The 19,352-nt window shown below is 31.0% G+C and carries 16 protein-coding genes, 2 tRNA genes and 1 other annotated feature; all 18 genes read left to right on the forward strand.

What is annotated here, in order from left to right:
- The first annotated feature begins 256 nt into the window (after window positions 1-256).
- Window positions 257-422, forward strand: a binding site (T-box leader).
- A gap of 49 nt (window positions 423-471) precedes the next feature.
- The 18 genes from serS (at window position 472) to KQI42_RS15285 (ending at window position 19,349) form a co-directional block, all read left to right on the forward strand.
- Window positions 472-1,746 (forward strand): serine--tRNA ligase, encoded by a 1,275-nt coding sequence (gene serS / locus KQI42_RS15200; RefSeq protein WP_216521073.1) that lies wholly within the window; start codon window positions 472-474, stop codon window positions 1,744-1,746.
- 114 nt (window positions 1,747-1,860) lie between these two features.
- Window positions 1,861-3,363 (forward strand): M1 family metallopeptidase, encoded by a 1,503-nt coding sequence (locus tag KQI42_RS15205; protein ID WP_216521074.1) that lies wholly within the window; start codon window positions 1,861-1,863, stop codon window positions 3,361-3,363.
- A 233-nt stretch (window positions 3,364-3,596) separates the two neighbouring features.
- Window positions 3,597-4,793 (forward strand): D-alanyl-D-alanine carboxypeptidase family protein, encoded by a 1,197-nt coding sequence (locus KQI42_RS15210; RefSeq protein ID WP_216521075.1) that lies wholly within the window; start codon window positions 3,597-3,599, stop codon window positions 4,791-4,793.
- Window positions 4,794-4,910: 117 nt separating this feature from the next.
- The gene (locus KQI42_RS15215; RefSeq protein ID WP_216521076.1) at window positions 4,911-5,315 is read left to right on the forward strand and encodes a GNAT family N-acetyltransferase; all 405 of its coding nucleotides are present in this window, start codon (window positions 4,911-4,913) and stop codon (window positions 5,313-5,315) included.
- A gap of 186 nt (window positions 5,316-5,501) precedes the next feature.
- A tRNA-Arg gene (locus KQI42_RS15220) sits at window positions 5,502-5,578 on the forward strand.
- Between the two features lie 5 nt (window positions 5,579-5,583).
- Window positions 5,584-6,045: a tRNA adenosine(34) deaminase TadA gene (gene tadA, locus KQI42_RS15225; RefSeq protein WP_425519788.1), complete on the forward strand. Its 462-nt coding sequence runs from the start codon at window positions 5,584-5,586 to the stop codon at window positions 6,043-6,045.
- Between the two features lie 190 nt (window positions 6,046-6,235).
- Window positions 6,236-6,327, forward strand: a tRNA-Ser gene (locus KQI42_RS15230).
- Window positions 6,328-6,666: 339 nt separating this feature from the next.
- Window positions 6,667-8,043 carry a sodium-dependent transporter gene (locus tag KQI42_RS15235; protein WP_216521077.1) on the forward strand — a complete coding sequence of 459 codons (1,377 nt, stop codon included), beginning with the start codon at window positions 6,667-6,669 and terminating at the stop codon, window positions 8,041-8,043.
- A 46-nt stretch (window positions 8,044-8,089) separates the two neighbouring features.
- Window positions 8,090-9,433: a sodium-dependent transporter gene (locus tag KQI42_RS15240; protein ID WP_216521078.1), complete on the forward strand. Its 1,344-nt coding sequence runs from the start codon at window positions 8,090-8,092 to the stop codon at window positions 9,431-9,433.
- A gap of 137 nt (window positions 9,434-9,570) precedes the next feature.
- A complete protein-coding gene (gene cobT / locus KQI42_RS15245) occupies window positions 9,571-10,641 on the forward strand; it encodes a nicotinate-nucleotide--dimethylbenzimidazole phosphoribosyltransferase (protein WP_216521079.1) in 1,071 nt (356 codons plus the stop codon).
- Between the two features lie 17 nt (window positions 10,642-10,658).
- Entirely contained in the window at window positions 10,659-11,195 is a 537-nt protein-coding gene (gene cobU / locus KQI42_RS15250; protein WP_216521080.1) for a bifunctional adenosylcobinamide kinase/adenosylcobinamide-phosphate guanylyltransferase, read from the forward strand.
- 14 nt (window positions 11,196-11,209) lie between these two features.
- Window positions 11,210-11,929 carry an adenosylcobinamide-GDP ribazoletransferase gene (cobS, locus tag KQI42_RS15255; RefSeq protein WP_216521081.1) on the forward strand — a complete coding sequence of 240 codons (720 nt, stop codon included), beginning with the start codon at window positions 11,210-11,212 and terminating at the stop codon, window positions 11,927-11,929.
- Window positions 11,920-12,492, forward strand: a complete 573-nt coding sequence (locus tag KQI42_RS15260) for a histidine phosphatase family protein (RefSeq protein ID WP_216521082.1) — start codon at window positions 11,920-11,922, stop codon at window positions 12,490-12,492. Before cobS ends, KQI42_RS15260 begins: the two co-directional genes overlap by 10 nt.
- 55 nt (window positions 12,493-12,547) lie before the next feature.
- Window positions 12,548-12,925, forward strand: coding sequence for a DUF1622 domain-containing protein (locus KQI42_RS15265; RefSeq protein ID WP_216521083.1), 378 nt, complete (start codon window positions 12,548-12,550; stop codon window positions 12,923-12,925).
- Between the two features lie 8 nt (window positions 12,926-12,933).
- Window positions 12,934-13,989, forward strand: coding sequence for a 1-aminocyclopropane-1-carboxylate deaminase/D-cysteine desulfhydrase (locus KQI42_RS15270; protein WP_216521084.1), 1,056 nt, complete (start codon window positions 12,934-12,936; stop codon window positions 13,987-13,989).
- A 13-nt stretch (window positions 13,990-14,002) separates the two neighbouring features.
- The gene (locus KQI42_RS15275) at window positions 14,003-14,920 is read left to right on the forward strand and encodes a nucleoside hydrolase (protein ID WP_216521085.1); all 918 of its coding nucleotides are present in this window, start codon (window positions 14,003-14,005) and stop codon (window positions 14,918-14,920) included.
- A gap of 178 nt (window positions 14,921-15,098) precedes the next feature.
- Window positions 15,099-16,799 carry a molecular chaperone HscC gene (locus KQI42_RS15280; RefSeq protein WP_216521086.1) on the forward strand — a complete coding sequence of 567 codons (1,701 nt, stop codon included), beginning with the start codon at window positions 15,099-15,101 and terminating at the stop codon, window positions 16,797-16,799.
- Window positions 16,800-19,349: a J domain-containing protein gene (locus KQI42_RS15285; protein WP_216521087.1), complete on the forward strand. Its 2,550-nt coding sequence runs from the start codon at window positions 16,800-16,802 to the stop codon at window positions 19,347-19,349.
- Window positions 19,350-19,352 lie beyond the last annotated feature (3 nt).

The raw sequence follows: 19,352 nt of genomic DNA on the forward strand, positions 1-19,352 counted from the left end.
TATAAATTTTAGTATTAATTAAAAAAATATCCTAATTATAGGTAAATTAGTAAGAATTAAAGTTTTAATTTACTGTAACTGGGTATATATATTTTGGGAGCAGAACTCCCTTTTAACAAAAGATAAAATATTAAAAAACAAAAGATGAAAATGGACATTAAGATTACTTAGTGTCCATTTAAAATTAATTTTAATATTTTTAAATATACCCTTGACAATTTTTTAAATCATGGTATAATATCATTTAAAATTTAATATTTTAGCGAAGAAGGGAAATAGTAAATAATAAAGTCTTTTTAGAGAGCCAATGGCCGGTGAGAATTGGTAAGTCTTTTTATTGAATCCATCCTAGAGCTAATGAACTTACAAGCGAACCGAAAGGTTAAGTAGGGTGGCAACGCGGGTATACTCTCGTCCCTAATATAGGGATTGAGAGTTTTTTTATTTTTGAAAATAGGAGGGAAAATTAGTATGCTTGATATTAGAAGAATAAGAAAAAACCCTGAAGAAGTTATTAAAGCATTAGAGAAAAGACATGGAAATTTTCCAATTGATAAAGTTCTAGAATTAGATGAGAAAAGAAGAAGCTTATTAGCTGAAGTAGAAGAAATGAAGGCAAAACAAAATGCAGTATCTAAGGAAGTACCAAAACTTAAAAAAGAAGGTAAAGATGTATCAGAACTTTTAGGAGAAATGAGAACTTTATCGGATAAAATTAAGGAATTAGATGGAGAAGTAAAAAACATTGATGAAGATTTAAAACATAATTTACTCCAAATCCCTAATACTCCTAATGAGTCAGTAGTAGAAGGAAAAAGTGACGAAGATAATATAGAAATACGAAAATGGGGTGAGCCAAGAAACTTTAATTTTGAACCAAAAGCTCATTGGGACATAGGGACAGAGTTAAACATTCTTGACTTTGAGACTGCTTCAAAATTAGCTGGAGCAAGATTTACCTTATTTAGAAATAAAGGAGCAAGACTTGAAAGAGCTATAACAAACTTTATGGTGGATTTACACACTACTGAACACAACTTCATGGAAATGGCTACTCCTTTTATGGTAAACAGAGATAGTATGATTGGAACAGGTCAGCTTCCAAAGTTTGAAGAGGATATGTTTCATTTACCAAGTAAAGACTATTTTCTAGTTCCTACAGCGGAAGTGCCTCTAACCAATATTCATAGAGACGATATACTAGAAGAAGAAATGTTGCCAATTTATTATACTGCTTATACTCCTTGCTTTAGACAGGAAGCAGGTTCTGCAGGAAGAGATACGAGAGGTCTTATTAGAAACCATCAGTTTGATAAAGTCGAGTTAGTTAAATTTGCATTACCAGAAAAATCTTATCAAGAATTAGAAACTTTAACTACTAGTGCAGAAGAGGTTTTAAAAAGATTAGGCTTACCTTATCGAGTAGTAATGCTTAGTACAGGAGATTTAGGTTTTTCATCTGCAAAGACTTATGACATAGAGGTATGGATGCCGAGTTATGGAAGATATGTAGAAATTTCAAGCTGTAGCAACTTTGAAGATTTCCAAGCAAGAAGAGCCAATATTAGGTTCAGAAGACAAGAATCAGGAAAAGTTGAATATGTTCATACTCTAAATGGTTCTGGTTTAGCTGTAGGAAGGACTTTAGCAGCTATTTTAGAAAACTATCAACAAGAAGACGGTTCTGTCATAATCCCTGAAGCTTTAATACCTTATATGGGAGGAATAGAAAAAATAGATAAGTAATGAATGAAAAGATTGGGTAAAATACTCAATCTTTTTTGTGTTCTAAAGGAATTTTAATATTTAAGTAGAATATTAGGAATATTAATATATAAAATAATTAGTGGGGGTGAAGTTTTGAAAATAAAGAGAAAACTTTGTTTAATATTAATATTTGTTCTTATATTATCTTTAGCAGGATGTAAAAAAGGGAAAGCTTTAAGTGAAGACAATTTAATGCTAAAAGATTACAATGGGATAGATATAAACAAGATAAACGAATATAAAATAGAAGTAGAATTAAATGAAGAGGAAAAATCTTATACTGGAAAGCAATGGGTAACTTATGTAAATAATACTGGCATAGATTTAAAAGAAATATATTTTCATGTATATCCAAATGCTTTCAAGTCTTTAGACAAAGCTCCTATACTATTTAACCAAGGAGAAGGTATGGAACCATTGGAATATGAACCTGGATATATGGATCTAGAAAAAGTTTTAATGGATAAAGATAATTTGAGATTTAATATACAAGGGCAAGATGACACTATATTGCATATACAATTAAATAAACCTTTAAAAAAGGGGGAAAAGGCTACTATTTATTTTAAATATAAAGTATATCTGCCTACTAGTAAGGATCGTTTTGGTTATGGAGAAAAAGCGATTAACTTTGGAAACTGGTATCCTATAGTTTGTGTCTATGATAAAAAAGGATGGAATTTAGATCCTTACTATAGTATAGGAGATCCCTTCTATAGTGATATAAGCAATTATAAGGTAAATATTACAACACCTAAAGAAGTGGTTGTAGCTGCTAGTGGAAATATTCTTTCAGAAAAAATAGAAGGGGATAAGAAGACTTATATTATTGAAGGAAAGCTTTTAAGAGATTTTGCTTGGGCTGCTAGTAAAGATTTCATTGTTAATGAAAGAAAGGTTGGAGACACATTAATAAGACTATATACTTTAAAAGATAATGATTCTATGATAGAATATAGCCTTAATGTAGGAGAAGAATCTATTAGTTTGTTTAGTAGACTATTTGGTAAATATCCCTATAGTCAATATTCCATAGTAATAACTGAATTTCCTTCTGGCATGGAGTATCCAGGATTAGTCTTTATTGGAGATGATTATTTCTATAATTCCTTAAAGAGTATATTGGAAAAAATAATAGTTCATGAAACAGCTCATCAGTGGTGGTATGGCCTAGTAGGGAATAATCAAGTAGATGAGGCATGGTTAGATGAATCTTTGGCTACTTATTCGGAAGTAATTTATACAAAGGAAGTATATGGTGAAAAAGAAGGAGAAGAGTATTATAATCAAAATATTAAGATAGGTTATGATCACGGAGTTAAATATTTGGGAGAAAATGGAGTAGTTAAAAAACCTTTAAATGAATTTACTGGCTGGGATGATTACGGTATACTAGTTTATACAAAGGGAGCTATATTTATAAATGAAATCAAAGAAGAATATGGAGAAGAAACCCTCTATGATATATTAAATAAATATTTTCATACCTATAAATTTTATAATGCAACAACAGAGGATTTTATAAAAATATGTGAGAATGTCACTAAGGATTCCTTTAAAGAAAAGGTAGATAGGTGGCTATTGGGTGGAAAATAAAGTGGGGGGAACATATACCCTCCACTTATATTTTATTATCTATTAAATAAGATATCCAATAAGAAGAGAACAATAGTCTATAGTAACTTTGTATAACAACTATGTGGCTATCCTTTAATATTAAGTATCTAAGCATCTTAAGAAATAATTAATAAATTAGTAAATAGAATAGGATATAATTAAACTTGAGATATTTAAATAGAAATTTGTAAGAATTATTAGGGGGACTGGAAGTGGAAAAAAAGAATATTTTAAGAAGGATAATAACAATAATTTTAATAATGTTTATTTCTATGAACAATGTAGCCTTCGGAAGTATAGGGATAGAAGGAGAACTTACAGCTTATTTATTAGGGGATTGTGAAACGGGAGAAATTTTAGAAGGATTTAATATAGATAAGCCTATAGAAATTGCTAGTATTACTAAATTAATGTCTTATTTAGTAATAATGGATGAAGTCACTAAGGGAAATATACTTTTAGAAGATCGAGTTTTTATAGATGAAGATATTGCAAGTATAAAGGGGTCTAGTTTAAAAGTAGAAGTAGGAGAAGTCTTTTCTATAAGGGAGTTAATAGAAGCCGCCATGGTGGTTTCTGCCAATGATGCTACATATGCTTTAGCTAAGAAAGTTGCTGGCACAGAGGAAGCTTTTGTAAAACTAATGAATAACAAAGCCAGAGAACTAAACCTTGAAAATGCTATATTTTTTAACTGCACAGGGTTACCTGTAAAGGATTTGGATATACAAAATGTAATGACTACTAGAGAAATTTTTATATTATCCCAGCACATTATAGACAAGTATCCAGAAATATTAGAGATATCTAAATTACCTTTTATAGAAATGGAAAGCAGAAATTATGTTGAAGGGAATACTAACCCACTTCTTGCAGAAATAGAGGGAGTAGACGGTTTGAAAACTGGTTTTACTAATAAAGCCGGATACTGTTATGTATCTACTTTCGGAGTTAAAGGAAAAGAAAAGGAAACTAAGGATTCTAGGTTTATAGGTATAGTAATGGGAACTAAAGGTTTTGATGAAAGAAAAGAACTAGGAAAGACATTGGTCCAATATGGATTAGACAACTACTCAAACAGAATAATTTTAGATGAAGATATACCTTTAGATACTTTAATTTTTCCTAAAGGAAATCCTAAAGAAATAGAAATATACCCTAAGCAAGGTTTTACAAAGCTTATAAAAAATGATGAAAATATAGAAGTTAGTTTATCATTAAATGATAAATTGAAACCTCCTATTAAAAAGGATCGTACTATAGGTAAAGTGACGGTATATAAGGATGGAGAAATTATAAGGGAAGAAGAAGTTATAGTAAAAGAAAAGGTGAAGAGGGCTAATCCCTTTATCTTGCTAGGCAGGTTTATTGAAAATATATTTTTGAAAATTAAAGGAATATTTTCTTAAAGATTCATCATCTAGGGCAAACTCATATAAATTTTTAGGGCGTATCACTTTCATTTCTATAGATTAATACTTATAGTTTAATATGAAAGCAAAAGAAGAAAGGGGAGGGGACTTAACTTGAATATAGATATTTCATATGAAATTCCAAATGCAGAAGAATATAATAATTTAAGGATAATTTCAGGGTTGAGCCCTAAGGATGAAGCAGCATCAGAAATAGGATTAAAAAATTCTATTTTTATGATTAGTTTGAGGGATTCTGGTAAATTAATTGGTATGGGAAGAATCATAGGAGATGGCGGATGCTTTTATCATATAGTGGATATCGCTGTAGCCCCTTCTTATCAGGGCAATGGATTAGGTAATTTAATTATGTCAGAAATAACTAAATATCTAGATGATCATGCATCAAAAGATTCTTATGTAAGCTTAATTGCCGATGTTCCAGCTGATAGATTATATAAAAAGTTTGGATTTGATTATTCGGCACCAAAGTCTGTTGGCATGGCAAAAAGATATTAGAATTAACATTATCTAATACATATATATGGTAAATAATATATAGAAAACTACCCTAAGGATATTAGAAAGTATAATTTTCTATATATTCAATTATATATGATGGGAATGTCTGTTTTGCTATTTGTCCCCTTAGTCAAATTGACAATTTTCCTAAAATGGTGTAAAATATATTAGTATAAAATTTATGCATCCGTAGCTCAGTAGGATAGAGCGGCGCCCTCCTAAGGCGTGTGTCGGGGGTTCGATTCCTCTCGGGTGCACCATTTTGGTGATTGATATGGACGAGAAATATATGAAAGTTGCTTTAGAAGAAGCTAAAAAGGCTTATAGCACCTACGAAGTACCGGTAGGTGCTATAATTGTTCACAAAAACAAGATTATAGGAAGAGGATATAATAAAAGAGAAACTCTAAAAGATCCTACTGCTCATGCAGAAATATTGGCTATTAAAGAAGCAAGTGAGTATTTGGGAGGATGGAGGCTAATAGACTGTACTATGTATGTAACATTAGAACCTTGTCCAATGTGTGCTGGAGCTATAGTTAATTCTAGAATAGATAAATTGATTATAGGAACAAGAGATTTAAAGATGGGCTGCTGTGGTACTGTAGAGGATTTAACTAATCATCCTAAATTTAATCATAGGTTAGAAGTTATCTTTGGAATTTTAGAAGAAGAATGTAGCAATCTTATGAGAGACTTTTTTAAAGAGCTTAGAAATAAAAAATAGCAAAGGAGTGTTTTATAATTTCAAAAACTTAAATAAATTGAACATTCTTATTATTATAGTATATGTAAGAGTAGTTTTATGTTATAATATGAGAGTAAAATAGAGGGATGTCTATCTATAAGGTAGAATGAAGGAATTGGAATTTAGTTTTAAGGTGCTATTTTACCAACATTAAAAATTCAATAAACTTGGAGAGATGTCCGAGAGGTTGAAGGTGGCGGTCTCGAAAACCGTTGTACAGTGTAAGCTGTACCGTGGGTTCAAATCCCACTCTCTCCGCCAAGAATGAAGAACAAAAAAGATAACACTGTGGTTTCCCACAGTGTTATCTTTTTTGAGGAAGCCACTTTTAAAGATAAACTTGTAAAACTGAGGATAACACTAGGTATTCTTTATAAAAGTAAAACATTTATTGTCAATATTTTAACGATATATATTGCAAGAAATTAGACAACCTTACGAAAAAAATAGGTGAAAACGTATACTTATAACATAATTATCGCAAGAATGGCATATTATTGAAATACAATTGACAATTATTTAATTATTCAGAAAATTCCTTGACAAAGTATTGAAAAGACGTTATATTTGTAATAATAAAAAAGTAAAGGAGGAATAGGAATGACCAACAACAATGGAAATTCTCTTGGAGAAACCAAGGGAAGAGAAAGCTTTAAGAGCAGCTTTGGTTTGTTGGCAGCTGCTGTAGGGTCAGCTGTAGGATTAGGGAATATCTGGAGATTCCCTTACATTACTGGTGTTAACGGAGGAGGAGCTTTCTTAATTATTTATTTATTTTGTGTTGTAGCTATAGGACTGCCCGTTATGCTAGCTGAATTTGTAATTGGTAGAGAAGGAAAGAAAGATGCTATAGGTTCTTTTAAGTATTTAGCCCCGGGCAAAAAGTGGTATATATCTGGAGTGCTAGGAGTATTGGCAGCTTTTTTTATACTTTCTTTTTACGGTGTTATTGCAGGTTGGACTTTAGAATATATCGTTAGTGCAGCTGGTAATCAGTTTGCTGGAAAGAGTGCTGCAGAAATTGGAGGATTTTTTACTAGTTTTATTTCAAGTCCTATTAAGCCCATTATTTGGCAAGTTGTATTTATGAGTATTACAGCAATCATTGTGGCTACAGGTGTTGAAAAGGGAATTGAAAAGTTTTCAAAATTGATGATACCTTTGCTATTATTAATCATTATTATTCTTGATATTAGAGCCCTTACATTACCTGGAGGAATGGCAGGAATTGAATTCTTATTTAAACCAGATTTTTCTAAAATAAATGGAAAGGTAATTTTGGCAGCTTTAGGTCATGCCTTTTTCTCCCTAAGCTTAGGTATGGGAATTATGATTACCTATGGTTCATATATACCTAAGGAAGAAAAACTGGGGAAAACTGCTTTAAAGGTATCTATAGCAGATACTTTAATAGCACTGCTAGCAGGAGTAGCTATATTTCCTGCAGTATTTGCCTTTGGCATAGCTCCTGATTCAGGACCGGGTTTGGTATTTATAACTTTGCCAAACGTATTTGCCCAAATGCCAGGAGGATATTTCTTTTCAATAATGTTCTTTTTGCTTTTAGCATTAGCAGCCTTAACTAGTACTATTTCTCTGCTAGAAGTAGTAGTAGCTTATATAATTGAAACATTTAAGATGGAAAGAAAGAAAGCTACATTAATTTCTGCTACATTGATAACTTTAATTGGTATGGTTGCTTCTTTATCAAACGGTAATTTGTCTTATATTCAAATATTTGGAAAGAACATATTTGATTTTATAGACTATTTAACTGCTAATTATTTCTTGACTACGGGAGCATTTTTAAGTAGTATATTCTTTGCTTGGAAATTAGATAAGGAAGTAATAAAAAATCAATTAACCAATCAAGGTGCTTTTCAGGTAGACTATATAAAGGCTTTCTATTTTCTATTAAAGTTTGTTGCACCAATAGGTATAATCTTTGTATTCTTAACAGAAGTAGGTTTGATATAAAGAGTCTGGGCATAGCCCAGACTTCTTTTTAAAAGGAGGGAGTTTGATGGAAAAAAGAGAAAGTTTCAAAACTAGCTTTGGAGTTTTTGCTGCTGCTGTTGGTTCTGCTGTAGGATTAGGAAATATATGGAGATTTCCCTACATTGTAGGTGAAAATGGTGGGGCAGCATTTATATTAGTCTATCTTTTATGTGTAGCTATTATAGGATTACCTGTTTTACTATCAGAATTTATAGTTGGTAGAGAGGGAAAGCTTAACGCTATAGGTTCTTATAAAAAGGTAGCTCCTAATACTAAATGGTATCTAAGTGGGGTCTTAGGGGTAATGTCGGCTTTCTTAATATTATCTTTTTATAGTGTTATTGCTGGATGGACTTTAGAATACGTGTTTAAGGCAATAACTAATCAATTTGTCGGAAAAAGCCCTGTAGAAATAGAAAGTATGTTTACATCTTTTATAACAAACCCTGTAAAATCTATAGCATGGCAATTACTTATTTTAACAATAACTTGCTATATAGTAGCTACTGGAATAGAAAAAGGCATTGAAAAGTATTCTAGCATATTAGTACCTGCTTTAGTTGGAATAATAATTATTTTAGATATAAGAGCTTTAACTTTACCAGGAGCTTCAGAAGGAATGAAGTTTTTATTTAAGCCAGATTTTTCTAAAGTTAATGGGAAGGTAATATTAGATGCTTTAGGACATTCTTTCTTTTCTTTAAGTTTAGGAGCAGGAACTATGATTACCTATGGCTCATATATTAAGAAGAATGAAAACTTAGGTACTTCTGCTTTAAAAATTGGCATTGCTGACACTTTAATAGCTATTTTGGCTGGAGTGGCTATATTTCCTGTAGTATTTGCTTTTGGGATTCAACCCAATAGTGGTCCAGGGTTAGTGTTTATAACTCTACCAAATGTATTTCCAAAGATACCAGGAGGTTATATATTTTCAGTATTATTTTTTGTATTATTAGCACTAGCGGCTGTAACTAGTACCATATCTATGTTGGAAGCAGTAGTTGCCTATGCAATGGAAAGGTTTAATATAAGTAGAAAGAAGGCATCTATTATTACCACTATTTTAATTGGAATAGTAGGTATATTTGCAGCTTTATCTAATGGGCCTTTATCTCATATATTAATATTTGAAAATACATTCTTAAATTTCTTAGATAAATTAACTGCAAATTATTTTATGACCATTGGATCTTTAATTACTATATTATTTGTTGGTTGGAAATTAGATAAGAGTATTATTGAAAATCAGATTACTAATGAAGGAATTCTTAAATCCAGTTATCAAGGTACCTATTACTTTATAACAAGATATATTTCTCCTTTAGCTATAATTATAGTATTTTTGGCTAGTATAGGAATAATCTAGTATATATTATGTATGTAAAAAACAGAGGGAATTTTTTTTCTCTCTGTTTTTTTATAACTCATATAAGCCTTTGTTTAAAAACTTATGGTTTTCTGATAATATAATATGAGTAGAGAATAAAATAAGAAGGTGATGGAATGGAATTATTAAACAAAACACTTAAAGCAATAGCTTCCCCTAATGAAGAATCAAAGATAAAAGCCAAAGAGGTTTGGGACAACCTTGTTAAACCTATAGGTAGTCTTGGTTCTTTAGAAGAAATCACTATTAAAATAGCTGGAATGACTGGTGAAGTCCACAACAAAATCAACAGGAAAGCTATAGTAGTAATGTGTGCTGATAATGGCGTAGCAGAAGAAGGAGTAAGTGCTTGTCCTCAAGTATTTACAATGCTTCTTACAGAAAGTATGGTAAAGGGGATTACAGGGCTTGCCGCTTTATCTAAATTTACTAATACAGATATAACTTTATTGGACATTGGATTAAAGGGAGATATAGATCATCCTAAGGTAATTAATAGAAAAGTCGCATATGGAACTAAAAACTTTACTAAGGAATCAGCTATGACCTATGAAGAAGCAGTTAAGGCTATAGAAATTGGTATAGAAGTGGGAGATACACTGTATAGCCAAGGGTACGATATATTGGGAACTGGAGAATTAGGAATAGGAAATACTACTACTAGTGCTGCTATTTTAAGTGTTTTCTCTGGACTAGACCCAGATATAACTTGTGGTAAAGGAGCAGGTCTTACTGATGAGCAGTTTAGTCTTAAGAAAAAAACCTTAATGACGGGATTAGAATTAAATAAACCCAATAAAGAAGATCCAATAGATGTAATATCTAAGGTAGGCGGTTTTGATGTAGCTGGAATGTGTGGACTCTTCCTTTCAGCGGCGAAAAATAGAAAACCTATAGTAATAGATGGATTTATTTCTTCAGCAGCAGCTCTTTGTGCAGTAAAGTTAAATCCAATGGTAAAGGAATATATGATTCCTTCTCATCTTTCTAACGAACCAGGAGCAAAATATATGATGGAACAATTGGGATTGAAACCTATGTTAAATTTAGGTATGAGATTAGGAGAAGGTTCAGGTTGTCCATTGGCTTTTCAAGTAATAGAAGCTGCTTTATTTACAATGGATAATATGGGAACATTTAAGGAAGCTTCAATAAATAGTGAAGTGTTAGTAGATATAAGAGAATAAATAAAAAGGTGATAAAAATGATAACCCTAGTAACTGGTGGTGCTAGAAGTGGTAAAAGTACTTTTGCAGAAAGTATATTTGAAAATAAAGAAGATGTAGTCTATATTGGAACCTCTAGAATAATGGATAAGGAAATGATGGAGCGGATAAATCTACATAAAAAAAGTAGACCCGAGTATTGGAGAACATATGAAGGAAACTATGATTTAATACAAGCTCTTGGAGATGAAAAAAATTATTTACTAGACTGTATAACAGTACTAACTTCTAATATAATGTTTGATATTACTCAGGATAAGGAATATATAGATTATGAACTTCAAAGAGAAGTAGAAAACTGTATAATTGAAGAAATAAAAAGCCTTATAGAAGAGGTAAATAAAAGAGATTATAATCTTATAATGGTAACTAATGAGGTAGGAGATTCCATAGTTCCAGAACATCATATTAGTAGAGTATTTAGAGATATTCAAGGAAGGATAAACCAAAGAATAGCTTCTTTATCTGATCAGGTTTATTTGGTATGTTGTGGTATACCAGTGAAGATTAAATGATAAAAGGGCTAATATTGTCTATACAGTTTTTAACTAGAATACCTATAAATATAGCCATAGACTTTAATGAGGAAAACTTGGCGAGGAGTACTTTCTTTTTTCCTCTAGTAGGAGCTATTTTAGGCAGCATAGGTGGATTAACATATTATTTATTTTCCTATATAAACAAGGATTTAGCATCTTTTTTAGCAGTAATAGCAATAATTATTGGTACAGGAGGTCTTCATTTAGACGGATTAGGAGACACCTTTGATGGGTTCTTTTCCAATAGGAATAAGGAAAGAATACTGGAAATAATGAAGGATAGTAGAATTGGAACCTTTGGAGTAATAGCTGTAGTTTTAGATATACTTTTTAAATATATTTTAATATCTAACTTTAAAAGTCATATACCTTTAATATTAATTCTTTCTCTATCTAATAGCAGACTTATGGTGTGTCACAAAATGGCATGTAAAGAAGTAGCAAGACCTGGAGGTCTTGGAGATATGTTTTATAGTAGTGGACCAAAGAAGTTTGCTATAATGGGAGGGATAGTATATGTCTCAATTATTGCTTTTTTAAATCCTGTATTTTTAATACCTTTAGTTTTCACTTTCATAATAGGAGAAATTATAAGTCATACCTCTTATAAAAAAATAGGAGGTTTTACAGGAGATGTATATGGTGCTACCATAGAAATAGGAGAGATTGCATCTTTATTAGCATTTATGGGGGTGTTAAAATGGATATAATCTTGGTTCGTCATGGAGAAACGGAAGAAAATGCTTTAAAAAACTTCAGTAGAAAAGATGTCCAATTGTCCCAAAGAGGAAGAATACAAATCGAAAATACTAGAAAGTATATAGAAACATTAGATTTTAAAAAGGTATATGTGAGTCCTCTAAATAGGACTATTGAAACTATGGAGATTCTTGAATTAGAAGGAATTAAGGAGAAGAGAATACAAGAAGTAGATCTTGGTCTCTTTGAAGGCAAAAACTATGAAACCTTAGAAAGAGAATTTCCTGAAGAAACTAAGCTTTGGAATGAGGATCCTGTAACTTATGCAGTTCCCCAAGGTGAAAGTATAGAAGGTGCTTATTCTAGAGTTAAAGAATTCCTAGAGGAGTTAATTGAAAGAAATGAAAACGTATTACTAATATGCCATGAAGGAATTATTAGAATAGCTTTAAGTTGGGTATTTGATAGACCTGAATACTTTTTTAAGTTTAAAGCAGAAAACGGTAGTATAAATATTATAACTGTCCATGAAGGATATAAATATATAAATAAGATGAACTATATAAATTATTAACATCATACAACAAAAGAGAAAATATTATAATACAAATGATAAGGAGAATACTATAATGGAAATTGAAATTTTCTTAGAGAGGATAATACCCTATATTACTGGATCTCTAGAAACTGTAGGGGTATTTATTATCGTTTTAGCTTCTATAAAAACTTTTTACCAGTTTGTAAAAGGCGGTTTCAATTTTGACGATGAAGAAATTAAGATGGAGCTAGCTAAAGCTTTGGCTTTCAGCTTAGAGTTTAAATTAGCTGCCGAAATACTTAAGACAGTAATAGTAAGGACTTTAGATGAGTTTATTATTCTTTCAGCAGTAGTTATTTTAAGAGTAATATTAACCTTCGTTATTCATTGGGAAATCAAAAGTTCTGAAACTAATGATGAACCAAATGGTAATGGAAAGAGTTCAATACCAAAAAAGAAGGGAGAATAAGAATAGCTATGGAAAATATAAAAGATTTATCTAAGCTATTTGAAGGAATACCATATGCAAAATTAGGATTTGCTCCAACGCCTCTTTATAAAGCAAAACGAGCTTCGGAAGAATTAGGAGTAGAAATTTATTTTAAGAGAGATGATTTAACAGGACCAAGTGTATTTGGTGGAAATAAAATAAGAAAACTAGAATTTTTAATGGGGGACGCTTTAGAGAAGAAAGCGACTCATGTAATTACTCATGGTGCAACTCAGTCAAATCATGCTATGCAAACTGCTACAGCAGCCAATATATTAGGATTAAAACCTATATTATATCTCGTGGCTTTGGTTGAACCAGATGAATCAGATTTAAAGAGTAATTTATTTTTAAATAAAATCCTTGGTGCAGAAACCAATATTATAAGTTTAACCGGTAATATGACAGAAGAAGATGGAAATAAAATTGGCGATGAAATGGCAGAAAAGAGAAAGGCAGAGTTGGAAAAGGAAGGTTATTTTGCTTATGATGTGCCTATAGGCGGCTCTACGTCTATAGGAGCTTTGGGATTGGTTAAAGCACTTATGGAATTACCAGCTCAAATGGAAGAACAAGAAATAGATAAATTTGATTATATATTCTTATCTACAGGAAGCGGTGGAACTATGGCAGGAATCCTTGCAGGTAGGGAAATTCTTAATTGGGAGTCAAAAATAGTGGGCATTACTGCCAGCCCTAAAGGAGAAAAATATAAAGATAAAGTGGTATCTTTAACAAATGATGCTTTAAAATTATTAAAACAAGATTTATCTGTGACAAGAGATGATTTTATAATAGACAATGATTATATTGGAGAAGGATATGAAATTCCTACAGAAGAAGCTTCCAATGCTATTAAATATTTTGCAAGAAAAGAAGGAATACTATTTGATCCAGTATATACAGGAAAAGCAGTGGCTGGATTATTAAATTATATTGAAAAAGGATTAGTACCAAAGGGAAGTAAAGTATTGTATTATCATACTGGTGGAGGTACAGGATTATTTGCAGAAAAAGAAATAGTTGGAAACTTAATTGACTAGTAGGAGGTTGAAAATGGAAAGACCAGTAATAATTGATTGCGATACGGGGACAGATGACGCTATAGCCCTTTTGTGTGCCCATAGATGTAAGGATTTAAATGTAGTAGCTATAACTACCGTAGCAGGAAACACTTATTTAGAAAACACTAGTCAAAATACTTTGAATTTAGTAGACTATATTGACTGGGATGTACCTGTAGCAATAGGAGAAAGTAAACCTTTAATGAGAAAATTAGTTACAGCTGATTGCCATGGTACTAAAGGTTTTGGAGATGTAGTTTTAGAAAAGTCTAATAGAGAATTCCATCCAATGGATGCTTGTACCCTTATTTATGAAATGGCTAAAAAGTATGAAGGACAATTGGAAATAGTAACTATAGGACCTATGACCAATATGGCTATGTGTCTACTTAGGTATCCAGATATAAAACCTTTAATAAAAAGAATAACTTTCATGGGAGGAGCCATGATAGGAGGCAATACTACCTTAGCCGCAGAATTCAATATATATGCAGACCCAGAGGCAGCTAAGATAGTTTTTGAATCAGAAATACCTTTAACTATGGTAGGCTTAGATGTGACACAAAAAGCAGTACTTTCTCCAGAAGATAGGGAGTATTTTAATATGTTAGATAATCCTCATGCAAAATTAACAGTTAAATTATTGGATTATATGTTTAAAAGAGCAGACTTATTTGGTCAAGAGGATGCAGTAATGCATGATGGATTAGCAGTAGCTTCTTTGGTATTGCCAGACCTTTTAAAGACTGAAAAATATTATGTAACAGTAGAAACAAAAGGCCATTATACTACAGGACAAACGGTAGTAGACTACTACAATTCAACTAAAAAGGAAGAGAATATAGATATAGCAGTAGACTTAGATGTCGATATGTTTAAAGAATGGGTTAGACAATTAATAGGGTACTAAAAGAGGATATTAATATCTATAATATAAAGATATAATGAAATTACCACCATGTTAATTTTAAATAATATGGTGGTAATTTCATTATTAAACTCAATATATAGTAGTTTATTGTAAATTTATTCTAGTGTAATATAATATAATTATATAAATTATTTAATAAACAGTTGAGAGGTATATTATGATTAAAATAGGAATTGATTTAGGAACAACTAATAGTTTAGTATCGTATTGGACAGAAGATGGACCGGTTATTATTCCAAATTCTCTAGGAGAGCATTTGACGCCTTCTGTAATAAGCATAGATGATAATGGTGAAGTACTTATTGGTAAAATTGCAAAGGAAAGGCAGGTAGTTCATCCAGAATTAAGTGCTTCTGTATTTAAGAGAAATATGGGAACTAAAAAAGTTTATAAACTTGGAGATAAAGAGTTTTTACCAGAGGAGCTATCTGCCCTTATATTAAAAGCATTAAAAGAAGACTCAGAACATTTTTTAGGGATACCCGTTACAGAAGCTGTAATAAGTGTGCCAGCATATTTTAGTGATGTCCAAAGAAAAGCTACTAAAAGAGCAGGTGAGCTGGCAGGTTTAAAAGTAGATAGATTAGTTACTGAACCAACAGCAGCAGCTTTGGCTTATGGTTTACATAATACAAATTCAGAAACTAAATTTTTAGTATTTGATTTAGGCGGTGGTACTTTTGATGTTTCCATTCTAGAGTTTTTTGACAATATTATGGAAGTTCGGGCTGTTGCAGGGGATAATTATTTAGGTGGAGAAGATTTTACTGAAGCATTGGAAACTTTGTTTTTAAAACACCATAATTTGAATCGGAAGGATTTAGACGATAAGACTTACTCTCTATTAAGAAAGGAAGTAGAGGCAGCTAAGAGAGCTTTATCTGAAAATAAAGTGGTTACCATCAATTGCCCTATTAATGGAGAAGAATTATCCTATGATATAAGTATAGAAAATTATGAGAGGGCTGTAAAAGGTCTATTAAATAGATTAAGAGAACCAGTGGAAAGAGCATTAAGTGATGCTTCTTTAAAGATTTCAGACATAGAATCTATATTATTAGTAGGTGGAGCTACTAAATTACCTTTAATTAGACAGTTCGTAAGTAAGTTATTTGGAAAATTAGCTTATATAAATATTAATCCTGATGAGGTAGTTGGTCGTGGAGCAGCTGTACAAGCTGCTTTAAAGGGGAAAGATTCTGCTTTTAAAGAGATTATACTTACAGATGTTTGTCCTTATACTCTTGGAACGACTATTTCTGTAAAAAAATCTTACGGATACTATGAATCTGGTCACTTTCTTCCAATTATTGAGAGAAATACTACAATACCTGTCAGTAAAGTTGAACGTTTGTATACAATATACGATAATCAGAAAACAATTAATGTGGAAATATTACAAGGAGAATCTCGTTTGTCCAAGGATAATATATATCTTGGAGAATTGAATATACCAGTTCCATTAGGTAAGGCAGGAGAAGAGGCTGTTGATATTAGATATACTTATGATATTAATGGCATATTAGAGGTTGAAGTAACAGCAGTATCTACTGGTACAAAACGTAGTATCATTATTGAAAAGAATCCCGGGTATATGAGTAAGGAGGAAATTGTAAATAGAATGGAAAGTTTATCTCATCTAAAGATTCATCCTCGTGAAAATCATGAGAATAAGCTGACCATAACAAGAGGAGAAAGGCTTTTCGAGGAAAATTTAGGTCCCATTAGACAAGAAATAAGCAGACTTTTAAGTGAGTTTGAAGATGTACTTGAAAGACAGGACTTAAAAGAGATACAAGAATTTAGAAATAGGGTTAATGAAATATTTGATACTATTGATAACAAGGGGGACTTTTAATTGGATTGTTTTGAAATATTAAATATTGATGAAACTAAGGATACGAAGGAAATTCGTAAAGCTTATTCTAAATTATTGACACAATATTCACCAGAAACAGATCCAGAAGGTTTTCAACGATTAAGAGAAGCTTATGAAGAAGCTATTTCAAGAGCAAATGAGAGTGAAGAATCTAAACAGATATTATCTCCTATAGATGAATTTATGAAGGACTTTGAAGACAATTATAGATCTTTTGATAAAAGGCTTAGTGTTGAGTGTTGGAGAGAACTATTAGAGAGGGATATTTGTTATAACATAGATACATCAAAGGAAATAAGTGATAGAATACTAGCTTTTATTATGGATAATTATAATTTTCCCTATGAAATATGGAGATTATTTGATAGCTACTTTTCTTGGAGCACTAAGAAGGATAGACTATATAATGATTTTCCTACAAACTTCATTGATTTTATAGTATATAAAATTAATACAAAAAATATATTTCGTTATGAAGAGCTAAAGGAATGTAAAGAAGATAAACAAGATTTATTTATTACAGAATATAATAGAATTTATAGTGCCCTAGATGATTACGATCTATATACTGCTAAAGTATCAATTGAAGCTGCGAAGGAAATTTGTCCAAACCATCCAGACTTATTAATACTAATTGCTAGAAACTTAGTAGCTAAAGGAGGACTTAAAGAAGGAGAAAGATTATTTACAGATATAATAAACAATAATAAAGATGATTTAGATGCCTACTTCTATAGAGGAGATCTATACTTTAGAGTGGGGAAAATAGAAGAGGCTTACGATGATTATAAAATGGCATTAGATATAAAACCAGATTCTCAGGGGATTCTATATGCACTAGGAAAAACATGTATTATTTTAGAGAAATATGAGGAAGCAATAAAGTTATTTGAAAAGTTACAGGAATATACTCCATATAATTCAGATATTAGGATAATTTTAAATTCTGCTTATAATTTTTATATAGACAAGCTATTAGAGTATATGGAACAGAACTCTATGGATAAGCAGTTAAAGTACAAGTTAGCAGAAGCTTATTTTAAAACCTCTAGAACAGAAGATAGTTATAATATATTAAATGGGCTAATGCAAGACAATGATTTTACTAGTGAAATGTATTGTTTATTCTGTCAAGTGCTAATAACATTGAACAATAAGGAGTTAGCTTATACTACTGTTTGTAAAGCATTGGACTTATTTGATGAAGATCATAAATTAAACTTCCTTAAGGCTGACCTTTTAGAGGAATTTGGAAAATATGAAGAAGCTCTTTTACAATATGATAAAATTATAAGTTTTAATAAAGACGATTCTACAGCGTATAACAATAAAGCATATCTTCTTAATATCTTAGGCAGATATAATGAAGCCTTAGAATGTGCTAATATGGCGATAGAGATAGATCCTAATATAGCTCATGGATATAAAAATAAGGCAATGGCTCTTTTAGAATTAGAATTTTATGAGGATTGTTTAAATGCTTGTGAACAAGCTTTAAATATTTTCCCTTATTTAACAGAAGTTTATGTAATAAAGATGAGAGCCTTTATTGATATCAACTTATATGATGAAGCTTTAAGAGTTTACAATACTGCAAGTGATTTTGGGCTTACAGATAGTAAATTATACTATGAAAAGGCTAGGGTCTTAAGAATGTTGGAAAGATTTGAAGAGTCTATTAACTTCTGTGATCTTGCTATAGAATTAGATGAAAATAATGTAGATTGCTATTATTCTAAAGGACTTTGCTATTATTTTAAAGAAGATTATGATGAGGCTATAGAATGTTTCAATATTGCAATAGACCATGATATCAATCATGGAGGTGCTTACTATTACAAGGTTAATAGCTTAATGCATTTATCGCGAGAAGAAGAAGCTTTAGATATATTGGATGAAGTATTTAATTCTGATGTTCCACACCTTGACAGTTTCTATAATTTAAAGGGATCAATAATGAGATATTTGGAAAATTATGAGGAGGCGGTTATTCAATATAGGAAGGCTATTAGTTATGATCCAAATATAGCAAAGTATTATTATTTATTAGGATATTCCTTAAATGAATTGGAAAGGTTTGACGAAGCTATTGAACCACTAGAGAAAGCTATTGAGTTAGATTCAAATGAAATAGATTGGCATGTAGATATAAGTCATTCTCTATATAAAATTGATGAGTTTGAAAGATGTATAGAATATTGTAATAGAGCAATAGAAATTGATGAGGAATATGATATCCCTCATCAGAATAAAGGCTGGGCATATTATAGATTAGGGAAGATAGATGAGGCAGAAGAGGCATGTAGCATTGCCCTAAAGCTAAATGGTAACAATTATAATGCACTGTTATTAAAACTTAGGATTTTACAAGATAAGAGCTTATATGAAGATGCACTTATAATGTGCCATAGGTTATTAGAAATCAATAAAAATGATGAAGAAGTAAAGGAAGTCAAAGAGGAAATTCTTAAACAAATTAGAACTGATAAAAAGGAAAAGAAGGGATTATTTAAATCTTTATTTAAATAATAA

It is taken from the genome of Tissierella simiarum, from assembly GCF_018917865.1.
GTDB lineage: Bacteria > Bacillota > Clostridia > Tissierellales > Tissierellaceae > Tissierella_C > Tissierella_C simiarum.

Bases quoted from the DNA above. Each gene is read 5' to 3' on its own strand.
- serS (WP_216521073.1), top strand. From the start codon at position 472: ATGCTTGATATTAGAAGAATAAGAAAAAACCCTGAAGAAGTTATTAAA.
- KQI42_RS15235 (WP_216521077.1), top strand. From the start codon at position 6,667: ATGACCAACAACAATGGAAATTCTCTTGGAGAAACCAAGGGAAGAGAA.
- KQI42_RS15240 (WP_216521078.1), top strand. From the start codon at position 8,090: ATGGAAAAAAGAGAAAGTTTCAAAACTAGCTTTGGAGTTTTTGCTGCT.
- cobT (WP_216521079.1), top strand. From the start codon at position 9,571: ATGGAATTATTAAACAAAACACTTAAAGCAATAGCTTCCCCTAATGAA.
- cobU (WP_216521080.1), top strand. From the start codon at position 10,659: ATGATAACCCTAGTAACTGGTGGTGCTAGAAGTGGTAAAAGTACTTTT.
- KQI42_RS15260 (WP_216521082.1), top strand. From the start codon at position 11,920: ATGGATATAATCTTGGTTCGTCATGGAGAAACGGAAGAAAATGCTTTA.
- KQI42_RS15265 (WP_216521083.1), top strand. From the start codon at position 12,548: ATGGAAATTGAAATTTTCTTAGAGAGGATAATACCCTATATTACTGGA.
- KQI42_RS15270 (WP_216521084.1), top strand. From the start codon at position 12,934: ATGGAAAATATAAAAGATTTATCTAAGCTATTTGAAGGAATACCATAT.
- KQI42_RS15275 (WP_216521085.1), top strand. From the start codon at position 14,003: ATGGAAAGACCAGTAATAATTGATTGCGATACGGGGACAGATGACGCT.
- KQI42_RS15280 (WP_216521086.1), top strand. From the start codon at position 15,099: ATGATTAAAATAGGAATTGATTTAGGAACAACTAATAGTTTAGTATCG.